Here is a 20770-nt window from a genome sequence, read left to right on the forward strand (position 1 = left end):
GAGGGCGGTGGCGCGGACTGCGGCGGATGCGTGGGGAAGGACGGACATGGCGGCAGTCGGCGCGCGGATCGGCGAGAAAGAACGGCCGGCAAGGATAGCAAGCCGCTCGCCGCCGGCCTGGCGTTCAAGCCTGCTTCGCGGAGCGTGCGCGCGTTTGCGTTCAGCGGCGAGGCGGCAGCGAAGCGCGAACGCCAACCAGCGAGTGCCAGTGCCATGGCTGCGCCGCGGCTATGCGTTGCACGCGGCGACCGCCCAGGCATGTTTCTGCCGGTCTCAGAAAAGCAGGCAGCACGACTGCGGATGCGCTGCGAGTGCGCGTTGCAGGCAGCGCTCGACCAAGCCGCGCTTCTGCCGATTCCCCATTCCCTTTTCCCGATTCCCGCTACCGCACGTGCCGATCGATCCAGCGCTGCAGGAACTCGCTCAGGCTCAGCTTGGTCGGCGGCGCCAGACCGGCGCTGCGCGCGAAACCGGCCGCGGCCTGCGCGAAATCCTGTTTCGCCCGCCGCGTCGCCTGTTGCGCCGCGGCCTGCTGCTGGCGCAGCTGCACCAGGTGCAGCGACGGCCGCCCGGGCGGCGCGAACTTCTGGTCGCGGCGCAGCGCATCGGCGGACAGGGTGGTGGCGTGCGCGGCATGCGACAGCGCCTGCCTGGCCTTCAGCAGGTGCAGCAGCCATTGCCCGGTCTCGCTGAGCTGCCAGGGCGCGGCCGGATCGGACGTGGCGATCAGCAACGGCGGGATCGCGGCATCGGCGAGGCCCGCGGCGCTCGCGTCCAGGCGCTGTAGCCGTTCGAGGAAGTCGGCCTGTGCGAAGGCGGTGTCGGTTGCCATGGGCGGCCCGGGAAGAAACGAGCGCGGACTGTACGCGGTTTTCGCGCGTGGGTGATGCTGCGCCGTTGAGGGGTGCGCAGTATCGGCGCGTGCACATTCGCGGCGGGCGCGCGCGCCGCGGCGTTATTCATTCGTCTTCGGCGCTATCGGCTGGCTGTCGCTGCTGTCTTTCCTTCGCCTGGCTCAGCGCCGGCAGCGTCGGGCGCATTATTTCCGGTGCGGACGCTGCCGCGCGTGTGGGATGGGTTCGGTCGCGGCTGAAGCCGCTCCTACAAGGGGATGGGCCGGAACGCGCCGGTTCTGGCGCCGCTCAGCTGCCGCCGGTCGCGGCTTCCGGCGCCGCGTCGGCGGTGTCGCCGCCGCGCTTCTGCGCGAACAGCCATTGCCACATCTTCGGGTCGCGGTAGGTGGCGTCCCAGGCGTTGTGGTTGCCTTCCGGGTATTCGGTGTACTGCACGTCGGCATCCAGGTTCTTGAACGCGCGGTAGATCTTGCGGTCGTCGTGCGGCAGCACCACGTCGTCCTCGGCGCCATGGAACATCCACACCGGAATCCGCTGCAGGCGTTCGGCCAGCGCGGTGTAGGGGTCGGGCAGTTCCGCCACCGGGGTCACCACCAGGTATTCGCGGTCCTCGTGCGGGGACAGGATCGCGCCGCACACCGGCACCAGCGCGGCGAAACGCTGCGGCTGCTGCAGCGCGATTTCCCACGTGCCGTAGCCGCCCATCGACATGCCGGTCAGGTAGGTGCGCTGCGGATCGCCGTTGAATTCGGCGCTGGCCGCGTCCAGCGCCTGCAGCGCCATGGTCGCGTTGACCCCGTTCCACTCCTGCTCGTCCGGTACCTGCGGCATCACCACCAGCGCCGGGAAGTCGCCCAGGTGGCGGCGCAGGTACGGACCCACGCCGGAGTCGGCCTGCTGCTTGCCGTCGCTGCCGCGCTCGCCGGAGCCGTGCAGGAACAGCACCACCGGCACCGGTCCCTGGCGGTGCGGCGGCGCCGGCACGAACACCTGGTAGCGGTACAGGCGGCCGTCCACGGTCAATTGGCGGGACACGAAATGGCCGGTGGCCGGGTCGCTGGGCAGGCTGCTGCAACCGACCATCGACAGGCACAGCAACATCAGCAACGAACGCATGGACATGGGCGGCCCTCGGCGGTGGAGATCCCCAGTATCGGTGTCCAGGCGCTTCGGGGACAGCGCGGCGTGCGGTCGGGGCCGGCGCCGGACATGCGCCAGTCAGGCGCCGCCCGCGCGGCGTTCAGCCTGTCGCGGGCGTCCGGCACGCGGCGGCGAGAGAGCCGACACATGTGCGCGCGCGGGCGATGCGGCGGCGTTCGCGGCAATGCGCATGCCGCGTAGATCGGTCTACAGCAGCACCAGCGTGGCCAGGCCGAGGAAGCTGAGGAAGCCCATCACGTCGGTCAGGGTGGTCAGGATCACGCCGCCGGCCAGCGCCGGATCGAAGCCCAGGCGCTTGAGCGTCAGCGGCACCAGCACGCCGCCGAGCGCGGCGGTGAGCAGGTTGATGGTCAGCGCCGAGCCGATCACCAGCGACAGCAGCGGCTGCTTGAACCACGCCAGCACGATCAGGCCCAGGCCGATGCCCAGCGCCAGGCCGTTGATCAGCGCCACTGCCAGTTCCTTGCGCAGCAGCACGGTGACGTTGGACGCGCCGATCTGGCCCAGCGCCAGGCCGCGCACCATCAGCGCCAGCACCTGGGTGCCGGCGTTGCCGCCCATGCCGGCCACGATCGGCATCAGCGCGGCCAGCGCCACCAGCTTGGAGATGGTGCCCTCGAACTGGCTGACCACGCTGGAGGCGATGAACGCGGTGCCGAGGTTGATGGTCAGCCACAGCAGGCGGCGCCGGAACGCGCGCCGCACCGGGCTGAACATGTCCTCGTCCTCGTCCAGGCCGGCGGCGCTCATCGCCTGGTGCTCGGCCTGGTCGCGGATGATGTCGACCACGTCGTCGATGGTGATGCGGCCGAGCAGGATGTTGTTGTCGTCCACCACCGGCGCGGAGATCCAGTCGTGGTCGGAGAATTGCCGCGCGACCTCGTCGGCGCCTTCGCCCACGTCGATGGCCGGCTGTTCGTCGTCGATCAGCCGGTTGATCGGGGTGGAATCCTCGTGGGTGACCAGCGCGGCCAGCGACACCCGGCCCAGGTACTGGTGGCGGCGGCTGACCACGAACAGGTGATCGGTGTGGTCCGGCAGTTCGCCGCGCAGGCGCAGGTAGCGCAGCACCACGTCGACGTTGACGTCGGCGCGCACGGTGACCACGTCCGGGTTCATCAGGCGCCCGGCGCTGTCCTCGGGATAGGACAGCACCTGTTCCAGGCGCTCGCGGTTCTCGCGGTCCATCGACTTGAGCACTTCGTCGATGACCGTGTCGGGCAGATCCTCGACCAGGTTGGCCAGATCGTCGATGTCGAGGTCTTCGACCGCGGCGATGATTTCGTCCGGGTCCATGTCCGCGAGCAGGCTTTCGCGCACTTCCTCGCCGACGTGCAGCAGCACCTCGCCGTCGTCTTCCGGATCGACCAGGCCCCACACCACCACGCGCTTGCCGGGCGGCAGCGACTCGAGCAGGTTGCCGATCTCGGCCGGCGCCAGCGTATTGACCAGCCGCCGCACCGGGCCCAGGCGCCCGCTGTCCAGCGCATCGGACAGCAAACGCAGCTGCCGCGCGGTCTTGTCGTGGCGGACGGCATCGGCCATGCGCTGCTCCTGAAAGTGGAAGGCCGCGCGCCGAAGGCGGGCGGTCGGTCAGATGTTCATCGCAACATTATCGCCTGCATGTTGCGGGAAGCACAGCGGGCAGGGATTGGGGAGTCGGGATGACCAGCCATTCGGCTGTGGAAAAGCGGGGATTCGCAAGTGCGCGGCTTCTGCGCTCTTCTGTAGAGGGGCTTCAGCCCCGACGCGCTACCGGTAAGGCGTCGGGGCTGAAACCCCTCCTACAGAGAAGCGGCAGGTTGGTGATTTTTTCAGCAGGTCGCTTGGCGGTGGCTGTGAGCGGTCAGCATCACCGAATCCCCAATCCCCAATCCCGGCTCTCAACCCAGCCAGCGCTCGATGCCCTTGCGGTCGCGCGCCTGCAGCAGCTTGGCGCCGCGCAGGCGCAGCGCCTGCAGATCGGTGTCGCGGATCACCCGGCGCACTTCCAGCATCGTCGCCGGGTGCAGGCTGAACTCGCGCAGGCCCAGCGCCAGCAGGATCGGGGTCAGCGCCGGGTCGCCGGCGATCTCGCCGCATACCGCCACCGGCTTGGCGTGCGCCTGACCGGTGGCGATGACCTGCGCGATCAGGCGCAGCACCGCCGGGTGCAGCGGCGAATACAGCTCGCCCAGCGCTTCGTTGTTGCGATCGGCGGCGAGCAGGTACTGCACCAGGTCGTTGGTGCCGATCGACAGGAAGTCGATGGCGTCGATGAAGGTGTCCAGCGCGATCGCCGCGGCCGGCACCTCGATCATCGCGCCGATCTGCACCTGTTCGGCGATGGCGTGGCCCTCGCGGCGCAGCTGCGCGGCGATGCGCTTGAGATGCCGGCGCATCGCCATGATCTCCTCGCGCGCGCTGATCATCGGCAGCAGCACGCGCACCGGGCCGTAGCCTGAGGCGCGCAGGATCGCGCGCAGTTGCGTGTCCGAGACCTTCGGCCGGGCCAGCGACAGGCGCACGCCGCGCAGGCCCAGCGCCGGGTTCTGCTCGTTGCTCATGGTCAGGCCGGTGCGATCGGCCTTGTCCGCGCCCAGGTCCAGGGTGCGGATGGTCACCGGCCGCCCGCTCATGCCGAGCACCGCGTCGCGGTAGGTGCGGAACTGTTCCTCCTCGTCGGGCAGCGCATCGCGCTGCAGGAACAGGAATTCGGTGCGGTACAGGCCCAGGCCGTCGGCGCCGAGCGCATGCGCGCGGGCCACGTCGTCGCGCGACTCGGCATTGGCCAGCAGCACGATATCGACCCCGTCCAGGGTGCGGCTGGGCTTGGAGCGCAGCTTGCCGAGGCCGCGTTGCAGCTTGGCCTGGTCGCGCACGCGGGTCCGGTAGTCGCGCAGGTCGTCGGGCGTGGGCTCGACGATCACCGCGCCCTGCACGCCGTCGACGATCAGCACGTCGCCGTCGTTGATCTTCTGCAGCGCATCGGCGACGCCGACCACCAGCGGCAGGTGCAGGCTGCGCGCCAGGATCGCGCTGTGCGACAGCGCGCTGCCGGCGCTGGTGACGATGCCGACCACGCCCTGCGCCTGCAGTTGCGCCAGTTCCGACGGCGCCACGTTCTCGCACACCAGGATCTCGCCGGCCAGGCCGGCGCTGTCGGGCTGGCGCTTCTGCAGGAACGCGTGGATGCGCCCGATCACATGGTCCAGATCGTCCATGCGACTTTTCAGGTAGGCGTCTTCCATGTCGTCGAACACGGTCGCCAGGCGGTCGCGTTGCAGGCGCAAGGCGTAGTCGGCGCTGTAGCGGCCGGTGCGGATCAGTTCGTCCAGGCCATGCAGCAGTTCCGGGTCGTCGAGCAGCAGCGCGTGCAGGTCGAGGAACTCGCCGACCTCCTTGGCCAGCGCGCCGTGCAGGCGCTGGCGCAGGCCGTGCATTTCCTCGCGCGCGGCGTTCACCGCCAGGTGCAGGCGTTCCAGTTCCTCGGGCACCTGCGCTGCGCCGATGCGTTGTTCGGCCACGTCCAGCGCATGCGGCAGGCGCACGCGCGCGCGGCCCAGCGCGTTGCCGCGCGAGGCGCCATGGCCGGCGATGCGCAGGCTCACCGCGCGCACCCGCGTCGGCGCGGCGGCGTGGTCGCGAACGGCGGCCGGCGCCGCATGCTCAGCTGTCCTCGTCGAAGCGCCGCTCGAACAGGCCGACCACGGCCTCCAGCGCGTCGGCTTCGTCGGCGCCGTCCACCCGCACCGTCACCGGCGTGCCCTGCGCGGCGGCCAGCAGCATCACGCCCATGATGCTCTTGGCGTTGACCTCGCGGCCCTTGGCGGCCAGCGTGGCGTTGCACCGGAACGAGGACAGCGTCTGCACCAGCTTGGCGGTCGCGCGCGCATGCAGGCCCAGTCGGTTGGATACGATGAGTTCGCGTTCAAGCATCGTCGATCACCACTCCATTGCGCGAGCCAGCGGCCGCGGTCGCGGGCAACTGGTCCAGCCCCTGTTCGGGGTAATTCATGATCCGCAGCAGCATCGGCAGGCTCAGCGCCGAGACGCGCCGTACCGGCGTGCCGAGGCGGGCGAGTTTCGTCGCCAGGTTGCTCGGGCTGGCGCCATACAGATCGGTGACGACCAGCACGCCGTCGCCGTCGTCGACCCGCCGCAACGCCGCCGATGCCTGCGGCAGCAGCGCGTCCAGATCGGCATCGAGCGGAACTTCGAACGCTTCGGTTTTCAGCGGCAACTGCCGCAACAGTCCGGTGGCCACGCTCAACAGCGACGCGCCCACACCGGGATGAGTAATCAGGAGAATGCCACAGGCCATGGGAGAACGTTAACAGGTCGGGCAGGGCGCAGGGAATGGTTGGAAGGCCGGGATTGGGGATTCGGGATTGGGGATTCGCAAGAGCCAGAGCCGCTCCCGCTTTTGCCAATCCCTAATCCCGAATCCCCAATCCCGGCCCCTCAGTCCTGCTCGCGATGGAACGTCGCCACTTCCGGCCAGCCCTGCTCGCGCGCGTGGCGGGCCAGGCGTTCGGCCAGGTAGACGGAGCGGTGCTTGCCGCCGGTGCAGCCGAAGGCGATGGTGACGTAGCTGCGGGTGTCGTTGCGCAGCCGTGGCAGCCAGGTGTCGAGCAGGTCGACGATCTGCGCGGTGTACCGCTGCACGTCCGGCTGCGCGTCCAGGTAGTCGCGCACGCCGCTGTCGCGGCCGGTCAGCGGCCGCAGTTCCGGATCCCAGTGCGGATTGGGCAGCACCCGCGCGTCGAACACGAAGTCGGCTTCGGCCGGCACGCCGCGCCTGTAGGCGAAGGACTCGAACAGCAGCGACAGGCTGTTTTCGTTGGTCAGCGCGAACTCGGTGGTCACCCGCCGGCGCAGCTGGTGCACGTTGAGCGTGCTGGTGTCGATCACCGCGTCGGCCTCGCGGCGCAGCGGCTCGGTGAGCGCGCGCTCGCGCTCGATCGCCTCGGGCAGCGACAGGCCCAGGTGCGAGAGCGGATGCCGACGGCGGGTGTCGGCGTAGCGCTTGATCAGCGCTTCGTCGGTGGCGTCGAAGAACAGCAGCCGCGCGTCCAGGCCGAACTGCGCCACCGCCTCGCGCCAGCGCGACAGCTGCGCCAGGTCGCTGTGGCGGCTGCGCACGTCGATGCCCACCGCCAGCTTGCCGGGGCCGACGTCGTCGCGCACCAGGCTCTTGACGAAGGCCGGCAGCAGTTCCACCGGCAGGTTGTCGACGCAGTAGTAGTCCAGGTCCTCGAAGGTCTTCAGCGCCACCGATTTGCCGGAGCCGGACAGGCCGCTGACGATCACCAGGGTGGAGGTGTTCGCCACCGCGTTCATGGCGTGCGCCGTTCGAGCAGGTTGCTGTGGCGGGCGATGAACATCGCCGCCGGGTCGATGCCCTTAGTGCGCAGGATGTGCAGGCGCGTGGCGGCCTCGGTCAGCACCGCCAGGTTGCGCCCGGGCATCACCGGCAGGGTGATCAGCGGCACGTCCAGGTCCAGCACGTGGCGGGTGCCGGAATCGCCGGTCAGGCGCTCGTAGCCATGCGGGGTCGGTTCGGTCATGGGCCGGGTCAGGTGCACGATCAGGCGAAGATACTTGTTCTTCTTTACAGCGGTGTCGCCGAACATGTCGCGCACGTTGAGCACGCCCAGGCCGCGCACTTCCAGCAGGTCCTGCAGCAGTTCCGGACAGGTGCCGTCGAGCACGTCTGGGGCGATCTGGGTGAACTCGGGGGCGTCGTCGGCGACCAGCCGATGGCCGCGGCTGAGCAGTTCCAGCGCCAGCTCGCTCTTGCCGGAGCCGGCCTCGCCGGTGATCAGCACGCCGATCGAGTAGATCTCCATGAACACCCCGTGCAGGATCACCCGCGGCGCCAGCGTGCGCGCCAGGTGATAGGAGAGGTGGTTGAGCAGTTCGTGGCCGCGCTTGGGCGAGCCCCACAGCGGCGTGTCGGATTCGTCGGCGGCCGCGCGCAGGTCTTCCGGGCACGACTGGTTCTTGGTGATCACCAGCGCCAGCGGCCGCACCTGCACGATCTTCTCGATGGTCTCCCAGCGCTGGCGCGAATCCAGCGAATCCAGCCAGGCCAGTTCCTCGGTGCCGAGGATCTGCACCTTGTTCGGGTAGATCGTATTGAGATAGCCGGCCAGCGATGGGCGCCGCGACACCGCGTTGCCGGCTTCCAGCTCGCGGTGTTCGCCCTTCTGCCCGCCCAGCCAGCGCAGGTTGAGCCGATCGCGTTGCTGGTCGAACAGTTCGCGGGCGGTGATGCTGGTGTTCATGCTCATGCGGCGCTGGCCTGGGGCGCGCCGCCGAGCAGGTCGTGCAGCGCGGCAGCGTCGGGGGCGCGGCGCAGGGCCTCGCGGAAGCCGTCGTCGGAGAACTGTTCGGCCAGTTCCGACAACAGCATCAGGTGTTGGTGGGTGTAGTGCGCCGGCACGGCCATCGCGAAGATCAGATCGACCTGCGTGCCGTGGCCGTCGAAGTCGATCGGCTGGTCCAGCCGCAACAAGGCGCCACGCGGTGCGTCGAGATGCGGGGCGCGGCCATGCGGGATGGCGATGCCATGGCCGATGGCGGTGCTGCCGAGCTGTTCGCGCTCGCGCAGGCTGGCGAAGAGTTCGTCGAAGCCGGCTTGCGGACAGGCCAGCAGGCTGGCAGCCGTACGCAGCAGGGTGTCGCGATCGGCGGCCGGCAGCACCTGGGTGCGGACGGCCGCTAATAGCTCGGTCAGAGGCATGGATCGGTCAATGGCATGGCAGGAGCAACGTGTGCGGGATCACACGATATTGTCGCGCACCTCGGCGGCGTGGTGGTCCTGTTTCTTTTCCTTGTGCTTGATGATCAGCCGGTCGAGCTTGTCGGCGAGCAGGTCGATCGCCGCGTACATGGTCTGCGCGCTGGCATCGGCGTGCAGGGTGCGGCCGGGAACGTTGACGGTGGCTTCGACGTGGTGGTCGGGCTTGCGCAGCGCCAGCTGGGCGCGGACCTCGATGGTTTCCTCGTAATGCCGCTTCAGCCGCTGCAGCTTGGTCTCCACGTACTCGCGCAAGGCGGGGGTGACTTCGATCTGCTGGCCGTAGGTCTCGATACGCATCGGATACTCCTTGGTTCGGGATTCACCTTATGAACCATTGCCGCCTGCCGCCGATGCATCAACCGATGCGAACGCGTTCGTGGGAAGCGGAAATGTTCATGGCCTCACGATACTTCGCAACCGTGCGCCGCGCTACAGGCACGCCGGCGGCTTTCAGCAGGTCGGCCAGCTTGGCGTCAGAAAGCGGCTTGCGCGGGTTCTCGGCCTCGATCAGGCGCCGGATCATCGCCTGAATGGCGGTGCTGGAGGCTTCGCCGCCGCTGTCGGTGTCGATGCCCGAGGCGAAGAAGGCGCGCAGCGGGATGGTGCCGCGCGGGGTGCGCACGTACTTGCGGGCGATGGCGCGGGAGATGGTGCTCTCGTGCAGACCCAGTTCGCCGGCGATCTCGCGCAGGGTCAGCGGGCGCAGCGCCTGTTCGCCGAATTCGAGGAAGCCGGCCTGCTGGCGCAGCAGGCAGCGGGTCACCTTGAGCAGGGTCTCGCCGCGCGCCTCCAGGCTCTTCAGCAGCCAGCGCGCTTCCTGCAGCTGGCCGCGCAGGTAGCCGGCGTCGCTTTCGCCGCACTGGCGGATCAGCTGTTCGTAGCCGCGGTGGATGGTGACCTTGGGCCGCGCATGCCCGGCCAGGGCCGCATGCCAGACGCCGCGCTGGCGCCAGATCACGCAGTCCGGCACCACGTAGGTGTCGGCGCTGAGTTCGCCGACCTGCTTGCCCGGGCGCGGGTCCAGCGAGCGCAGCAGAGCGACCGCGGTCTCCACCGCCGAGGCCGGGCGCTTGAGTTCGTGGGCGATGCCGGCGATGCCGCTGCGCGGCAGCTTTTCCAGCGGGCCATTGGCAATCGTGCGCGCCAGCTCAAGCCCGGGCGTGTCCGCGGGCAGTACGTCCAACTGCAGGTTCAGGCATTCGCCCAGCGTGCGCGCGGCGATGCCGACCGGGTCGAAGCGCTGGATCTGGTGCAGCACGGTGAGGATTTCCTCCTCTTCGGCGACGATGTCCGGCTGCAAGGTCTCGGCGATCGTGGCCAGCGGTTCGCGCAGGTAGCCGTCGTCGTCGAGCGCATCGATCAACGCCGCGCCGATGCTGCGGTCGCGCGGCGACAGGTGCGACAGGTGCAACTGCCACAGCAGGTGATCGATCAGCGTATCGGGTTCGGCGACGCGCTCGGCGGCGCTGCCCATGTCGTCATCGTCGTCGAAGGAGCCGCCGCTGCCGCTGCTCCAGGCCGGCTCGGCATCGGACCAGTCGTCGCCGTCGTGCTGCGGCACGTTGTCCAGCGTATCGCCGGCCGGCGGCGCGACCTCGGCCTCGCCTTCGGCGCGGCCGGCACCGGCCACATCGAGCGTGGGTGCGGCGTCTTCGGTCCATTCCAGCAGCGGATTGCTCTCCACCGCCTCGGCGATCTCCACTTCCAGCTCGGCGCTGGACATCTGCAACAGCTTGATCGCCTGCCGCAACTGCGGCGTCATGACCAGATGCTGTCCCAGCGATGTCTGCAGCCGTGCTTTCATGCCTGTGCCGAACGGGAAGGGGCGTGGCGCAACGCCCGCGCGGTCAGAGCCTGAAGGTTTCCCCGAGGTAGACACGGCGGACTTCGCTATTGGCCAGCAGCGCTTCCGGCACCCCCTGCGCCAACACGCTGCCTTCGTTGAGGATATACGCCCGGTCGCAGATTCCCAAGGTTTCGCGCACGTTGTGGTCGGTGATGAGCACGCCGATGCCGCGTTGCTTGAGGTGGGTGACGATGCGCTGGATTTCGCCGACCGAGATCGGATCGACGCCGGCGAAGGGCTCGTCGAGCAGCATCATCCGCGGTTTGGCGGCCAGCGCGCGGGCGATCTCGCAGCGGCGGCGCTCGCCGCCGGACAAGCTGGCGCCGAGCTGCTCGGCGACGTGGCCGATCTGCAGTTCGTCCAGCAGCGAGGACAGTTCGCGCTCGCGGCCGGCGTCGTCCAGATCTTCGCGCAGTTCCAGCACCAGGCGGATGTTGTCGGCCACGCTGAGCTTGCGGAACACCGACGGCTCCTGCGGCAGGTAGCCCACGCCGAGCTTGGCGCGCTTGTACATCGGCAGCGCGGTGATGTCGTTGCCGTCGAGCACGATGCGCCCGGCATCGGCCTCGACCAGGCCGACGATCATGTAGAAGCAGGTGGTCTTGCCGGCGCCGTTGGGGCCGAGCAGGCCGACCACTTCGCCCGCCTCCAGGGTCAGCGCGAACTCGCGCACGACCTCGCGCTGCTTGTAGCGCTTGCGCAGGCCTTCGGCGAGCAGCATCACTGGCCTCCTTGCTTGGCCGGCGTGGTGGGCTTGGCCGGCGTCGCGGCGGGCTTGGCGGCCGGCTTGGCGCCAGCGGCAGGGGCGCCGGCCGGCGCCGCGTTCTTCGGCTGGATCACCGTGTGCACGCGGGTGCCGTCGCCGCCGCCCTGCATGTCGCCGGTCTTGGTGTTGTAGACCATGCGCTGGCCGGCATTGGTGCCCTTGGGCGAGGTCATGCGGTAGTTGCCGGTCAGCACCACGGTATCGGTGCCGACCTTGTAGTCGATGTTGTCGGCCACGGCATCCATCGGCGAGCCGTCGTCCAGTTCCTGCTTCAGCGTGGCCTGCTTGCCGACTAGCACGACGCGGTCGATGTCGCCGTCCTTGCGGAACAGGTCGGCGGTGTCGGCATGGATTTCGAGCGTGCCCTGGATGATGACGACATTGCCCGTGTAACGGATCTTGCCGTTGTCGTCGAGCATGTTGCCGCTCTGGCTGGCGGAGGTGATATCCATCGGCTGATTGCGATCGGACGACTTGGCCATCGCCAGTGCGGGCAGCAGCAGGGCGAGCAGCGCGAGCTTAGCGGGCAGCGTTCGGTTCATAGCGGGTCTTGACCTGTGAAAGGAGCTTGTACTGCCGGGACTTCAAGTCGACCTCGAAGCCGACGCCGGACTGCATCATACCGGGCCGGGTCATGGTGACCGGTTCGGCGGTGCGCGCGGTGCTGGTCTGCGGGAAGACGTCCAGGCTCTGGGTACGGAAGGTGGTGGGCGGGATGCTGGGCACCTTGGGACTGTCGCCGGCGACGTCGCCGCGCAGGCGCAGTTCGTTGCCGTCGGCGCTGACCCAGCCGGTCTTGCTGCGCATTTCCCAGTGCTGGCCATTAGCGTCCGGCATCAGGAACAGCGGGGTTTCGATCGCCATGGTCTGGTCGGCGCGGCTGCGTTCCATCTGCGGCGCGCGCAGGGTCATCGACTCCTTGCCCTGCTTGTCCAGCGCGACGATCTGGAAATCGTGCGCGATATAGTCCGAGCGCGCCTCGGCGTCGGTGGTCGGCACCCGCTTGCTGCGCTGCTGCCAGGCCGACCAGCCGCTGACCAGGGCCGCGACCAGCAACAGGCCGCCGAGAACGGTGCGCCAGTTCATGCGCCATGCTCCTGCAGCAGCGAAGGGACGTGGCCTTGCGCGGCCAGCAGCACGTCGCACAGCTCGCGCGCGGCGCCTTCGCCGCCGCGGGCGCGGGTCAGCCAGTGCACGTGCTCGGCGGTCCACGGATGCGCATTGGCCGGGGCCACCGCCAGGCCGACCACGCGCAGCGGCGCCAGATCCGGCAGGTCGTCGCCCATGAAGCACACCTGGTCCAGGCTCAGCCCGCGTTCGTCGCACAGCGCCTGCACACCGGCGCGCTTGTCCTTGACCCCGATCTGCACCAGCAGCCCCAGTTCCTGGCCGCGCTTCTCCGCGGCCAGGCTGGGCCGCGCGGTGATCAGCGCCACCTCGATGCCGTGCCGGCGCAGCTGCACCAAACCCTGGCCATCGAGCACGTTGAACGCCTTGCTCTCGTTGCCGTCGCGGTCGTAGTACAGGCGGCCGTCGGTCAGCGTGCCGTCCACGTCGAAGCACGCCAGGCGGATGCGCGCGGCGCGGTCAATCAGGTCGGCGGGAAGGTCGGCCAGCGGGGAATAGGGCATGGTTCGCTATATCGGGGCGGGAAGGCCGGCTTTCCAGCAGGCCAGGGCCAGCGGCGCAGGGCGCCGGCAGGCAGTGAACAAGTTCAGGCTGTTAAACCACTCTGGCGCGCAACAGGTCGTGAATGTTGAGCGCGCCGACCGCGCGGCCGTCGCCGTCGACCACGATCAAGCCGTTGATCTTGTGGGTTTCCATCAGCCGTGCGGCCTCGGCGGCGAGCTGGTCGGCGCCGATCGTGCGCGGCTGCCTGGTCATCACGTCGGCGATGCGGGTCTGGCGCACGTCCAGCGGGCTGTCCAGGGTGCGCCGCAGGTCGCCGTCGGTGAACAGGCCGAGCAGGCGGCCCTCGCCGTCGACCACCGCGGTCATGCCCAGGCGCTTGCGGCTCATCTCCACCAGCGCCTCGCTGAGGCTGGCGTCCGCGCCCACGCTCGGCAGTTCGTCGCCGCCGTGCATCACGTCGGTGATGTGCAGCAACAGGCGCCGGCCCAGGCTGCCGGCCGGGTGCGAGCGGGCGAAGTCGTCGGCGGTGAAGCCGCGCGCGTCCAGCAGCGCCACCGCCAGCGCATCGCCCAGCGCCAGCGAGGCGGTGGTGCTGGAGGTCGGCGCCAGGTCCAGCGGGCAGGCCTCGGCCGGGACGCTGACGTCCAGGTGCAGGTCGGCCTCGCGCGCCAGGGTGGACTGGGCGCGGCCGGTCATCGCGATCACCGCGTTGCCCTGGCGCTTGAGCACCGGCAGCAGCATCAGGATCTCGTCGGACTCGCCGGAATAGGACAGCGCCAGGACCACGTCGGCATCGGTGATCATGCCCAGGTCGCCGTGCCCGGCCTCGCCCGGATGCACATAGAACGCCGGGGTGCCGGTGGAGGCGAGGGTCGCGGCGATCTTGCGCGCCACGTGCCCGGACTTGCCCATGCCGGTGGCGACCACGCGCCCGCGCGAGCCCAGGATCAGCCGGCAGGCGGCGGCGAACTCGGCGCCGATGCGCGCGCCCACCGCGCCCAGCGCGGCCTGCTCGATCTCGACCACGCGGCGGCCGCTGGCGACCAGGCTGGCGTCGTCGATCGCAGCGGGGGACAGGGGCGATACAGCCATGCGGATGCCGGTCGGAGGGTAGAATGGCCGATCATTTTATATAGGAAAGCCCGTTGGACGCCGAAACCATCCGTAAACTGATCGAGGCCGGCCTGCCTGGCGCGCGCGTGCAGGTGCAGGGCGACGATGGCGTGCATTTCGAGGCCACCGTGGTCAGCGAGGCCTTCGCCGGCAAGCTGCCGCTGGCCCGCCACCGCATGGTCTACGCGACGCTGGGCGAGCTGATGGGCGGGGCGATCCACGCGCTGGCGCTGACCACGCTGACTCCCGACCAGGCCGGCTGAGCCGCGCTTTCGTTCCTTTCTCTTCGAATTCCGATCCCCCGAGACCCATGGCCAAAATCGTAGTGACCGGCGGCAATGCGCTGCACGGTGAAGTGAACATTTCCGGCGCCAAGAACGCGGTGCTGCCGATCCTGTGCGCGACCCTGCTGGCCGATGCGCCGGTGGAGATCACCAACGTGCCGCAGCTGCACGACGTGATCACCACGGTGAAGCTGCTCGGCGAACTGGGCGCCGAAGTCACCATCGACGAAGGCACCCTGGCGCGCGGCAGCGCGATCACCGTCGATCCGCGCAAGGTCGACCAGCACGTCGCGCCGTACGAGTTGGTGCGCACCATGCGCGCCTCGATCCTGGTGCTGGGCCCGCTGCTGGCCAAGTTCGGCGCGGCCGAAGTGTCGCTGCCCGGCGGCTGCGCGATCGGCTCGCGGCCGGTGGACCAGCACATCAAGGGCCTGCAGGCGTTGGGCGCGGAGATCAGCGTCGAGAACGGCTACATCAAGGCGACCAGCAATGGGCGGCTGAAGGGCGGCCGCTACGTGTTCGACATGGTCAGCGTCACCGGCACCGAGAACGTGCTGATGGCCGCGACCCTGGCCGACGGCACCACCGTGCTGGAGAACGCGGCGATGGAGCCGGAAGTCACCGACCTGGCCGACTGCCTGATCGCGCTCGGCGCGAAGATCGAAGGCGCCGGCACCTCGCGCATCGTGGTGCATGGCGTGGAACGCCTGTCCGGCGGCCGCCACGCGGTGCTGCCCGACCGCATCGAGACCGGCACCTTCCTGGTCGCCGCGGCGATGACCGGCGGCAGCGTCACCGTGCGCCGCGCGCGCGCCGACACGCTCGACGCGGTGCTCGACAAGCTGAGCGAGGCCGGCGCCACCATCGAGACCGGCCCGGACTGGATCCGCCTGGACATGCACGGCAAGCGTCCGCGCGCGGTCAGCCTGACCACCGCGCCGTACCCGGCGTTCCCGACCGACATGCAGGCGCAATTCATGGCGCTCAACTGCGTGGCCGACGGCGTCGGCGTGATCAACGAGACGATCTTCGAAAACCGCTTCATGCACGTCAACGAGCTGCTGCGCCTGGGCGCGGACATCCAGGTCGAAGGCCATACCGCGATCGTGCGCGGCAACGAGCGGCTCAGCGGCGCGCCGGTGATGGCCACCGACCTGCGCGCCTCGGCCTCGCTGATCCTGGCCGGGCTGGTCGCCGACGGCGACACCACCATCGACCGCATCTACCACCTGGACCGTGGCTACGAGAACATCGAGGAGAAGCTGGGGGCGCTGGGCGCGTCCATCCGGCGCATCGCATGATCCTCAAGGGCCGCTTTACCCGCCGGCGCAAGGTGCTGCTGGCGGTGGTGATCCTGGTGCTGGCCTGGGTCGGCTACGCCTGGTATGCCGGCATCGCCATCACCCAGGGCATCGAACAGCGCGACATGGACTGGAACGGCGACGGCCAGGTCAGCCGCAGCGAGATCGCGCAGGCGTTCTATGCGGTCGGCGTGACCCGTACCCAGGACGGCCCACGCCAATGCAGCACCTTCTACTGGCGCAACAGCGGCGCGCAGATCCGCGTGGACTGCCGCACCACGTTCGCGCCGGCCGCGGACGCCAAGAAGCCAGCTGCCGACGCGAAGAAGTAAGTCGGCGGGCGTGTAGGCGCCGTCTCGTCTGCCCAGCTGCGCAGGCATGCGCCCGTCGGCGTCCGCTGCGCGCGGTGCCTGGTGAGGCGAGGCTTACAGGCGCTTCGCTGCCAATGGCTGCAGCGAAGCGTGCCGCTGTCGAGCGGACAACAAAAGGGCGGACCGACCGGTCCGCCCTTTTTTGTGGCAGCGTCTCCGCGAAATGCGGCCGCCGCGTGCGTTACCGAGCGATCAGTGCAGCGTCTTGATGGTCAGGTCCAGCGCGTCCTGGCCGTTCTCGCGCTGCAGGATGCGCACCGGCACCGGCATGTCCGGCACGATCCAGGCGATGATTTCCTTGGAGCCGTCGCTGCGGCTGACCTTGGTCGCCTGCTCGCTCTTGCCGTTGACGGTGATGGTTTCCTTGCCGGCCACCTTGTAGGTCATCGGCTTGGCGCGGCCCTCGTCGACCATGCGGTAGCTGGGGGTCTTGCCGGCGTTGACGTCGCGCGCGATCGCCAGGTTGATCAGCAGCGCGTCCATGTCGCCGGGCTGCAGCTTCACCGGGCCGCGGCGGTCGGGCTTGACGTCGCCGGCCCAGGTCGCCTGCGCGGTGCTCCAGTCGTAATTGGCGGTCACCGCCTTCTTCTTGATCAGGAACAGCGAGCGGTCGTCGCTGCTGAGCGGGCGCAGCTGCCCGCCCTTTTCCTCGAACACGGTGCTCTGGCTCAGGTCGGCGACCTGGTTCTTGATCGACAGGCTGTAGCGCCAGCGGTTGTTGCCTTCGCTGGCCAGGGTCATCAAGCCGTTGGCCTGCATGCCCATGTAGCTGGCCTGGTAGTCCGCCTTGAACGGCTCCAGCGCCAGGGCGGGCAGGCTGGCCAGCGCCAGCAGGGCGGCGGCGACGGCGGACAGCGGGCGGGCGATGCGTGTCATGGTCAGACTCCTTGGTATTCGGTCAGGCGCAGGTCGATGCGGTCTTCGCCGTCTTCGCGCTGCAGGATGCGCACCGGCGTCGGCACGCCGTTGGCGATCCACAGAATGGTCTCATTCTTGCCGCCGTTGGTGCGCGACACGCGCAGCGCGTCGTAGCTGATGTCGCCGACCTGCACCGTCTCGGTCTGCTCGGCGGCGTGGTAGATGTGTTCGCGGACCCGGCCGACATCGACGAAGCGGTAGGTCATGGTCTTGCCCGGCTGCGCGTCGCGCATGATCGACAGGTTGATCAGCAGCGCGCTCTGGTCGCCGGGTTGCAGCGGGATCGGCTGCTGCCGGTCCTTCTTCAGGTCGCCGTCCCAGCGCGCCACGCCCTTGCTCCAGTCGTAGACGCCGGTGACCTTCTTGCCGAAGAACATCGCCTTCTTCACCGTGCTCTGGCTCTGCGGCACGTAGCGCCCGTCCTGGGTGCGGAACACCGTGCTCTGCTCGATGTTCAGGCCGAGGATGCTGGCGAAGCCGCTGCGGCCCTGCACGCCCAGGTCCACGCGCCATTCGTCGCCACTGCCGTGGCTGACTTCCATGCGCGCATCGCCGGCCTGCTTGCCCTTGTACAGCGCCTGGTAGGTGGCCACGAACGGTTGCAACGGCGGCGCCGTCCACGGCGCGGCCTGCAGCCCGGGGGCGGCGGCCGCTGCGGGAGCTGCAGGCGCGGTCGGCGCTTGCGCGGGAGGCGTCGGCGCGGCCGTCTGCGGCGGGGGCGCCTGCGCCAGCACGCCGACGGCCGGCGCCAGCAGGCCGAGGCAGGCCACGGCTAGAACAGCGAACTGACGCGGAAGGGGCTTCATGGGATCGGCTGCAAGGGAAGGGGGTTGGGGCGCGGATGCGCCGCAGCGGGATTAAATAAGCTGCGGCGTATTCAGGGAATCAGCGTGCCCTGGCAATCTAGGCGCAGCGGACTAAACCGGCACTGACCGTCGAGCCAGACGCTGCCATCCCGTTCAGCCAGGCGTCCGGCCGCGGCCAATTGCAGCACCGCGCACAGCAACTGGTGCTCGCGCGGCAGCAGGCGTTGCGCCAGGTCCTCCGCGCGGTCGCCGGCCTGCACCGGCACCCGCGCCTGCGCGATCACCGCGCCGGCGTCCAGTTCCGGCACCACGAAGTGCACGCTGGCGCCGTGTTCGGTGTCGCCGGCCGCCAGCGCCAGCGCATGCGTGTGCAGGCCGCGGTACTTGGGCAGCAGCGAGGGGTGGATGTTGAGCAGGCGGCCGGCGAAGCGCTGCACGAAGCCGGCGCCGAGGATGCGCATGTAGCCGGCGCAGACGATCCAGTCCGGCTGCACGGCGGCGACCGCGTCGCCCAGCGCCTGGTCGAATGCGGCGCGGTCGGGGAAGCCGTTCGGCGCCGCCGACCAGCGCTGCGCCGGCGCCACCTTGGCCAGCGCCGGCGCCTGTGCGCGGTCGCTGAACACCCCGACCACCTGCGCGTCCAGCGCGCCGGCGGCGATCGCATCGAGCAGGGCCTGCAGGTTGGAGCCGCGGCCGGAGACCAGCACCGCCAGGCGGATTGTCATCGGCGCGGGTCCCGAAACAGCGCGGCGCAGGCCGGGCGCTGCAGCGCCAGCAGGGTCCACACCCCCAGCGCGGTGCCCAGCGGGAAACCGAAACAGCCCAGCGTCGCGGCGGCCTTGCACAGCGTCAGCTGGCGCCGCCGGCGCAGCGCCAACGCGGCGGCCACGTTCGCCAGCAGCATCACCAGCCCCAGCGCCAGCATCACCGAGAACATGACGATCACCGCCTGGCCGTTGCTCGCGTCGTGGGCGCTTTGCCCGGCCGCGGTCTTGGCCGCTTCGTAGTGGATGCCGAAGGCCAGGAAGCCGCCCAGGAACAGGACCGACAGGCCTTGCAGCCACGCCATCACCGCGTACAGGGTCGCCAGGGTGCGGACATCCGATTCGGCGCGCAGGGACGCCATCCGATCCAGGTCCGGGGTGGGCAGGGGCGGGGGCAGCGACATCGTGCGGTCTCTAGCGCGTCAGTGGGATGGGGTGGCCGGCGCGCCGCCACGGCCAGGCGCTGGCGCAGCCCAGGGTGGCCAGCAGCATGTCCATGTGCGCATCCCACGGATCGCCCTGCTGGCCGTTGTAGGACTCGGCCTGCTCGGGCGACAGCAGCAGCGCGATCAGCCATTCCAGCCATTCGTAGAGCAGGCTGGCGCACATGATCGCCATCGTCGCCAGCACGAACGCCTGCCGCGGCGAAAGCGCCGGCCAGCGCTGCCGCGCGTACTCGCGCAGCGCCGGCGCGAAGCACACTCCGAACAGCAGGTGGATCAGCCGGTCGGTGTGGTTGCGCTGCCAGCCGAACGCGGCATTCGGCGACCAACCGCCGCTCAGCGTGCGCAGCCACTGGTCGTAGGGCACGTTGGAATACAGCCAGTGCGCGGCGATGTTGTGCACGCTGATGAAGGCGCAGATCGCGGCGAAGTGCGCGCTGCGCAGCGGCCAGCGGCGGTCGTGCCAGACCAGCCAGACGATGCCCAGCACCGCCAGCGAACTGTGCATCGCCTGTTCCGCCGGCCACAGCGGATGCACCCAGCTGGCGGCGAACACCGCCAGGGTCAGCGCCAGCCAGGCGCGTTTGCCCGCCGCCATGCGGCTCAGCCGATGTGCACGCGTTCGCCGGCGCCGGCCGCCACCACCGCGCCGATCTGCCAATGCGCCAGACCCAGCGTGTCCAGGCTGCGCTCCAGCGCGGCGACCTGGTCGGGCGCGGCCACCAGCACGAAGCCGATGCCGCAGTTGAAGGTGCGCCACATCTCGCTGTCGGCGACCGCGCCTTCGCGCTGCAGCCACTCGAACACCGGCGGCAGGGTCCAGGCGCTGGCGCGGATGTCCAGGCCCAGGCCGTCGGGGATGACGCGGATGATGTTCTCGGTCAGGCCGCCGCCGGTGATGTGCGCCATCGCGTGGATGCCGTCGGCGTGCTCGCCGCGCAGCAGCGACAGGATCGGCTTGACGTACAGCGCGGTCGGCGCCATCAGCGCGTCGGCCAGGGTGGTGCCGCCGAGCTGCAGTTCGGCCGGGCGCCCGGCGCGGTCGTAGATGCGGCGGATCAGCGAATAGCCGTTGGAGTGCGGGCCGGAGGAGGCGATGCCGATCAGCACGTCGCCCTGGCGCACCTTGGCGCCGTCGAGCAGCTGCGACTTCTCCACCGCGCCGACGGTGAAGCCGGCCAGGTCGTACTCGCCCGGCGGGTACATGTCGGGCATTTCCGCGGTCTCGCCGCCGATCAGCGCGCAGCCGGCCAGTTCGCAGCCGCGGGCGATGCCGCCGACCACCGCCACCGTGGTCTCCACGTCGAGCTTGCCGGTGGCGAAGTAGTCCAGGAAGAACAGCGGCTCGGCGCCCTGCACCAGCACGTCGTTGACGCACATGCCGACCAGGTCGATGCCGATGCTGTCGTGCCGGCCCAGCTGTTGCGCCAGCTTCAGCTTGGTGCCGACGCCGTCGGTGCCGGACACCAGGACCGGCTCACGGTACTTGCCGGACAGGTCGAACAGCGCGCCGAAACCGCCCAGCCCGCCCATCACCTCGGGGCGGAAACTGCGCTTGACCAAGGGTTTAATGCGTTCGACGACGGCATTGCCGGCATCGATGTCGACGCCGGCGTCGCGGTAGGTCAACGGGGCGGCGGCGGGGGTCTTGGGAGTGGTCACGGGCGGTGGCGTCGGCGGAAAGACGGCGATTTTAACAGGCCGCATTGGCGCTACGCCCGCAT

Annotated in this window: 25 protein-coding genes; 3 read left to right on the forward strand and 22 right to left on the reverse strand. The window is 69.6% G+C overall.

Going from position 1 to position 20770, the window contains the following annotated elements; all coding sequences use genetic code 11:
* Window positions 1–382 precede the first annotated feature (382 nt).
* The 16 genes from HEP74_RS06550 to HEP74_RS06625 all read right to left on the reverse strand — a co-directional run bounded on the left by HEP74_RS06550 (window position 383) and on the right by HEP74_RS06625 (window position 14138).
* Window positions 383–832: a hypothetical protein gene (locus HEP74_RS06550; protein WP_185815723.1), complete on the reverse strand. Its 450-nt coding sequence runs from the start codon at window positions 830–832 to the stop codon at window positions 383–385.
* Between the two features lie 310 nt (window positions 833–1142).
* The gene (locus HEP74_RS06555) at window positions 1143–1976 is read right to left on the reverse strand and encodes a carboxylesterase family protein (RefSeq protein ID WP_185815724.1); all 834 of its coding nucleotides are present in this window, start codon (window positions 1974–1976) and stop codon (window positions 1143–1145) included.
* A 225-nt stretch (window positions 1977–2201) separates the two neighbouring features.
* The gene (gene mgtE, locus HEP74_RS06560) at window positions 2202–3560 is read right to left on the reverse strand and encodes a magnesium transporter (protein WP_179566246.1); all 1359 of its coding nucleotides are present in this window, start codon (window positions 3558–3560) and stop codon (window positions 2202–2204) included.
* Between the two features lie 338 nt (window positions 3561–3898).
* Window positions 3899–5605: a phosphoenolpyruvate--protein phosphotransferase gene (gene ptsP / locus HEP74_RS06565; protein WP_185815725.1), complete on the reverse strand. Its 1707-nt coding sequence runs from the start codon at window positions 5603–5605 to the stop codon at window positions 3899–3901.
* Between the two features lie 58 nt (window positions 5606–5663).
* Complete coding sequence (locus tag HEP74_RS06570; protein ID WP_009591660.1) at window positions 5664–5933, reverse strand: HPr family phosphocarrier protein; 270 nt, start codon at window positions 5931–5933, stop codon at window positions 5664–5666.
* Window positions 5926–6318, reverse strand: a complete 393-nt coding sequence (locus HEP74_RS06575) for a PTS sugar transporter subunit IIA (protein WP_179566242.1) — start codon at window positions 6316–6318, stop codon at window positions 5926–5928. Before HEP74_RS06575 ends, HEP74_RS06570 begins: the two co-directional genes overlap by 8 nt.
* 140 nt (window positions 6319–6458) lie before the next feature.
* On the reverse strand, window positions 6459–7337 hold the full coding sequence (gene rapZ / locus HEP74_RS06580) for an RNase adapter RapZ (RefSeq protein WP_179566240.1): 879 nt from the start codon (window positions 7335–7337) through the stop codon (window positions 6459–6461).
* Entirely contained in the window at window positions 7334–8284 is a 951-nt protein-coding gene (gene hprK / locus HEP74_RS06585) for an HPr(Ser) kinase/phosphatase (protein WP_185816533.1), read from the reverse strand. The genes rapZ and hprK overlap by 4 nt, the downstream gene beginning before the upstream one ends.
* 2 nt (window positions 8285–8286) lie before the next feature.
* Entirely contained in the window at window positions 8287–8742 is a 456-nt protein-coding gene (locus HEP74_RS06590; protein ID WP_185815726.1) for a PTS sugar transporter subunit IIA, read from the reverse strand.
* 39 nt (window positions 8743–8781) lie between these two features.
* Window positions 8782–9099, reverse strand: coding sequence for a ribosome hibernation-promoting factor, HPF/YfiA family (gene hpf / locus HEP74_RS06595; RefSeq protein ID WP_003478125.1), 318 nt, complete (start codon window positions 9097–9099; stop codon window positions 8782–8784).
* Window positions 9100–9157: 58 nt separating this feature from the next.
* Window positions 9158–10606 (reverse strand): RNA polymerase factor sigma-54, encoded by a 1449-nt coding sequence (locus tag HEP74_RS06600; protein WP_185815727.1) that lies wholly within the window; start codon window positions 10604–10606, stop codon window positions 9158–9160.
* A 43-nt stretch (window positions 10607–10649) separates the two neighbouring features.
* Window positions 10650–11369, reverse strand: coding sequence for an LPS export ABC transporter ATP-binding protein (gene lptB, locus HEP74_RS06605; protein ID WP_185815728.1), 720 nt, complete (start codon window positions 11367–11369; stop codon window positions 10650–10652).
* Complete coding sequence (gene lptA / locus HEP74_RS06610) at window positions 11369–11956, reverse strand: lipopolysaccharide transport periplasmic protein LptA (RefSeq protein WP_185815729.1); 588 nt, start codon at window positions 11954–11956, stop codon at window positions 11369–11371. The genes lptB and lptA overlap by 1 nt, the downstream gene beginning before the upstream one ends.
* Window positions 11934–12500: an LPS export ABC transporter periplasmic protein LptC gene (gene lptC / locus HEP74_RS06615; protein ID WP_185815730.1), complete on the reverse strand. Its 567-nt coding sequence runs from the start codon at window positions 12498–12500 to the stop codon at window positions 11934–11936. The genes lptA and lptC overlap by 23 nt, the downstream gene beginning before the upstream one ends.
* Entirely contained in the window at window positions 12497–13045 is a 549-nt protein-coding gene (locus HEP74_RS06620) for a KdsC family phosphatase (protein WP_184410662.1), read from the reverse strand. The genes lptC and HEP74_RS06620 overlap by 4 nt, the downstream gene beginning before the upstream one ends.
* Before the next feature lie 91 nt (window positions 13046–13136).
* On the reverse strand, window positions 13137–14138 hold the full coding sequence (locus HEP74_RS06625) for a KpsF/GutQ family sugar-phosphate isomerase (RefSeq protein WP_185815731.1): 1002 nt from the start codon (window positions 14136–14138) through the stop codon (window positions 13137–13139).
* 53 nt (window positions 14139–14191) lie between these two features.
* Between HEP74_RS06625 and HEP74_RS06630 the strand changes: the two genes are divergently transcribed.
* Genes HEP74_RS06630 through HEP74_RS06640 form a run of 3 tightly spaced genes read left to right on the forward strand, consistent with a single transcriptional unit; the run spans window position 14192 to window position 16076 of the window.
* Window positions 14192–14422: a BolA family protein gene (locus HEP74_RS06630; protein ID WP_185815732.1), complete on the forward strand. Its 231-nt coding sequence runs from the start codon at window positions 14192–14194 to the stop codon at window positions 14420–14422.
* Between the two features lie 47 nt (window positions 14423–14469).
* Window positions 14470–15744 carry a UDP-N-acetylglucosamine 1-carboxyvinyltransferase gene (gene murA, locus HEP74_RS06635; protein ID WP_185815733.1) on the forward strand — a complete coding sequence of 425 codons (1275 nt, stop codon included), beginning with the start codon at window positions 14470–14472 and terminating at the stop codon, window positions 15742–15744.
* On the forward strand, window positions 15741–16076 hold the full coding sequence (locus HEP74_RS06640; RefSeq protein ID WP_185815734.1) for an EF-hand domain-containing protein: 336 nt from the start codon (window positions 15741–15743) through the stop codon (window positions 16074–16076). The genes murA and HEP74_RS06640 overlap by 4 nt, the downstream gene beginning before the upstream one ends.
* 231 nt (window positions 16077–16307) lie before the next feature.
* On the opposite strand, the gene HEP74_RS06645 is transcribed toward HEP74_RS06640, so the two are convergent.
* From HEP74_RS06645 to purM, 6 genes are all read right to left on the reverse strand, one after another.
* Window positions 16308–16991 (reverse strand): DUF3108 domain-containing protein, encoded by a 684-nt coding sequence (locus tag HEP74_RS06645; protein WP_185815735.1) that lies wholly within the window; start codon window positions 16989–16991, stop codon window positions 16308–16310.
* Between the two features lie 2 nt (window positions 16992–16993).
* A complete protein-coding gene (locus tag HEP74_RS06650) occupies window positions 16994–17839 on the reverse strand; it encodes a DUF3108 domain-containing protein (RefSeq protein ID WP_185815736.1) in 846 nt (281 codons plus the stop codon).
* Between the two features lie 71 nt (window positions 17840–17910).
* Window positions 17911–18564: a phosphoribosylglycinamide formyltransferase gene (gene purN, locus HEP74_RS06655; protein WP_185815737.1), complete on the reverse strand. Its 654-nt coding sequence runs from the start codon at window positions 18562–18564 to the stop codon at window positions 17911–17913.
* Window positions 18561–19007, reverse strand: a complete 447-nt coding sequence (locus tag HEP74_RS06660; protein WP_185815738.1) for a hypothetical protein — start codon at window positions 19005–19007, stop codon at window positions 18561–18563. Before HEP74_RS06660 ends, purN begins: the two co-directional genes overlap by 4 nt.
* 10 nt (window positions 19008–19017) lie before the next feature.
* Window positions 19018–19644: a DUF2238 domain-containing protein gene (locus HEP74_RS06665; RefSeq protein WP_185815739.1), complete on the reverse strand. Its 627-nt coding sequence runs from the start codon at window positions 19642–19644 to the stop codon at window positions 19018–19020.
* 5 nt (window positions 19645–19649) lie between these two features.
* The gene (purM, locus tag HEP74_RS06670; RefSeq protein ID WP_185816534.1) at window positions 19650–20675 is read right to left on the reverse strand and encodes a phosphoribosylformylglycinamidine cyclo-ligase; all 1026 of its coding nucleotides are present in this window, start codon (window positions 20673–20675) and stop codon (window positions 19650–19652) included.
* Window positions 20676–20770 lie beyond the last annotated feature (95 nt).

The sequence above is a fragment of the Xanthomonas sp. SS genome (genome assembly GCF_014236835.1).
In the GTDB taxonomy this organism is placed as follows: domain Bacteria; phylum Pseudomonadota; class Gammaproteobacteria; order Xanthomonadales; family Xanthomonadaceae; genus Xanthomonas_A.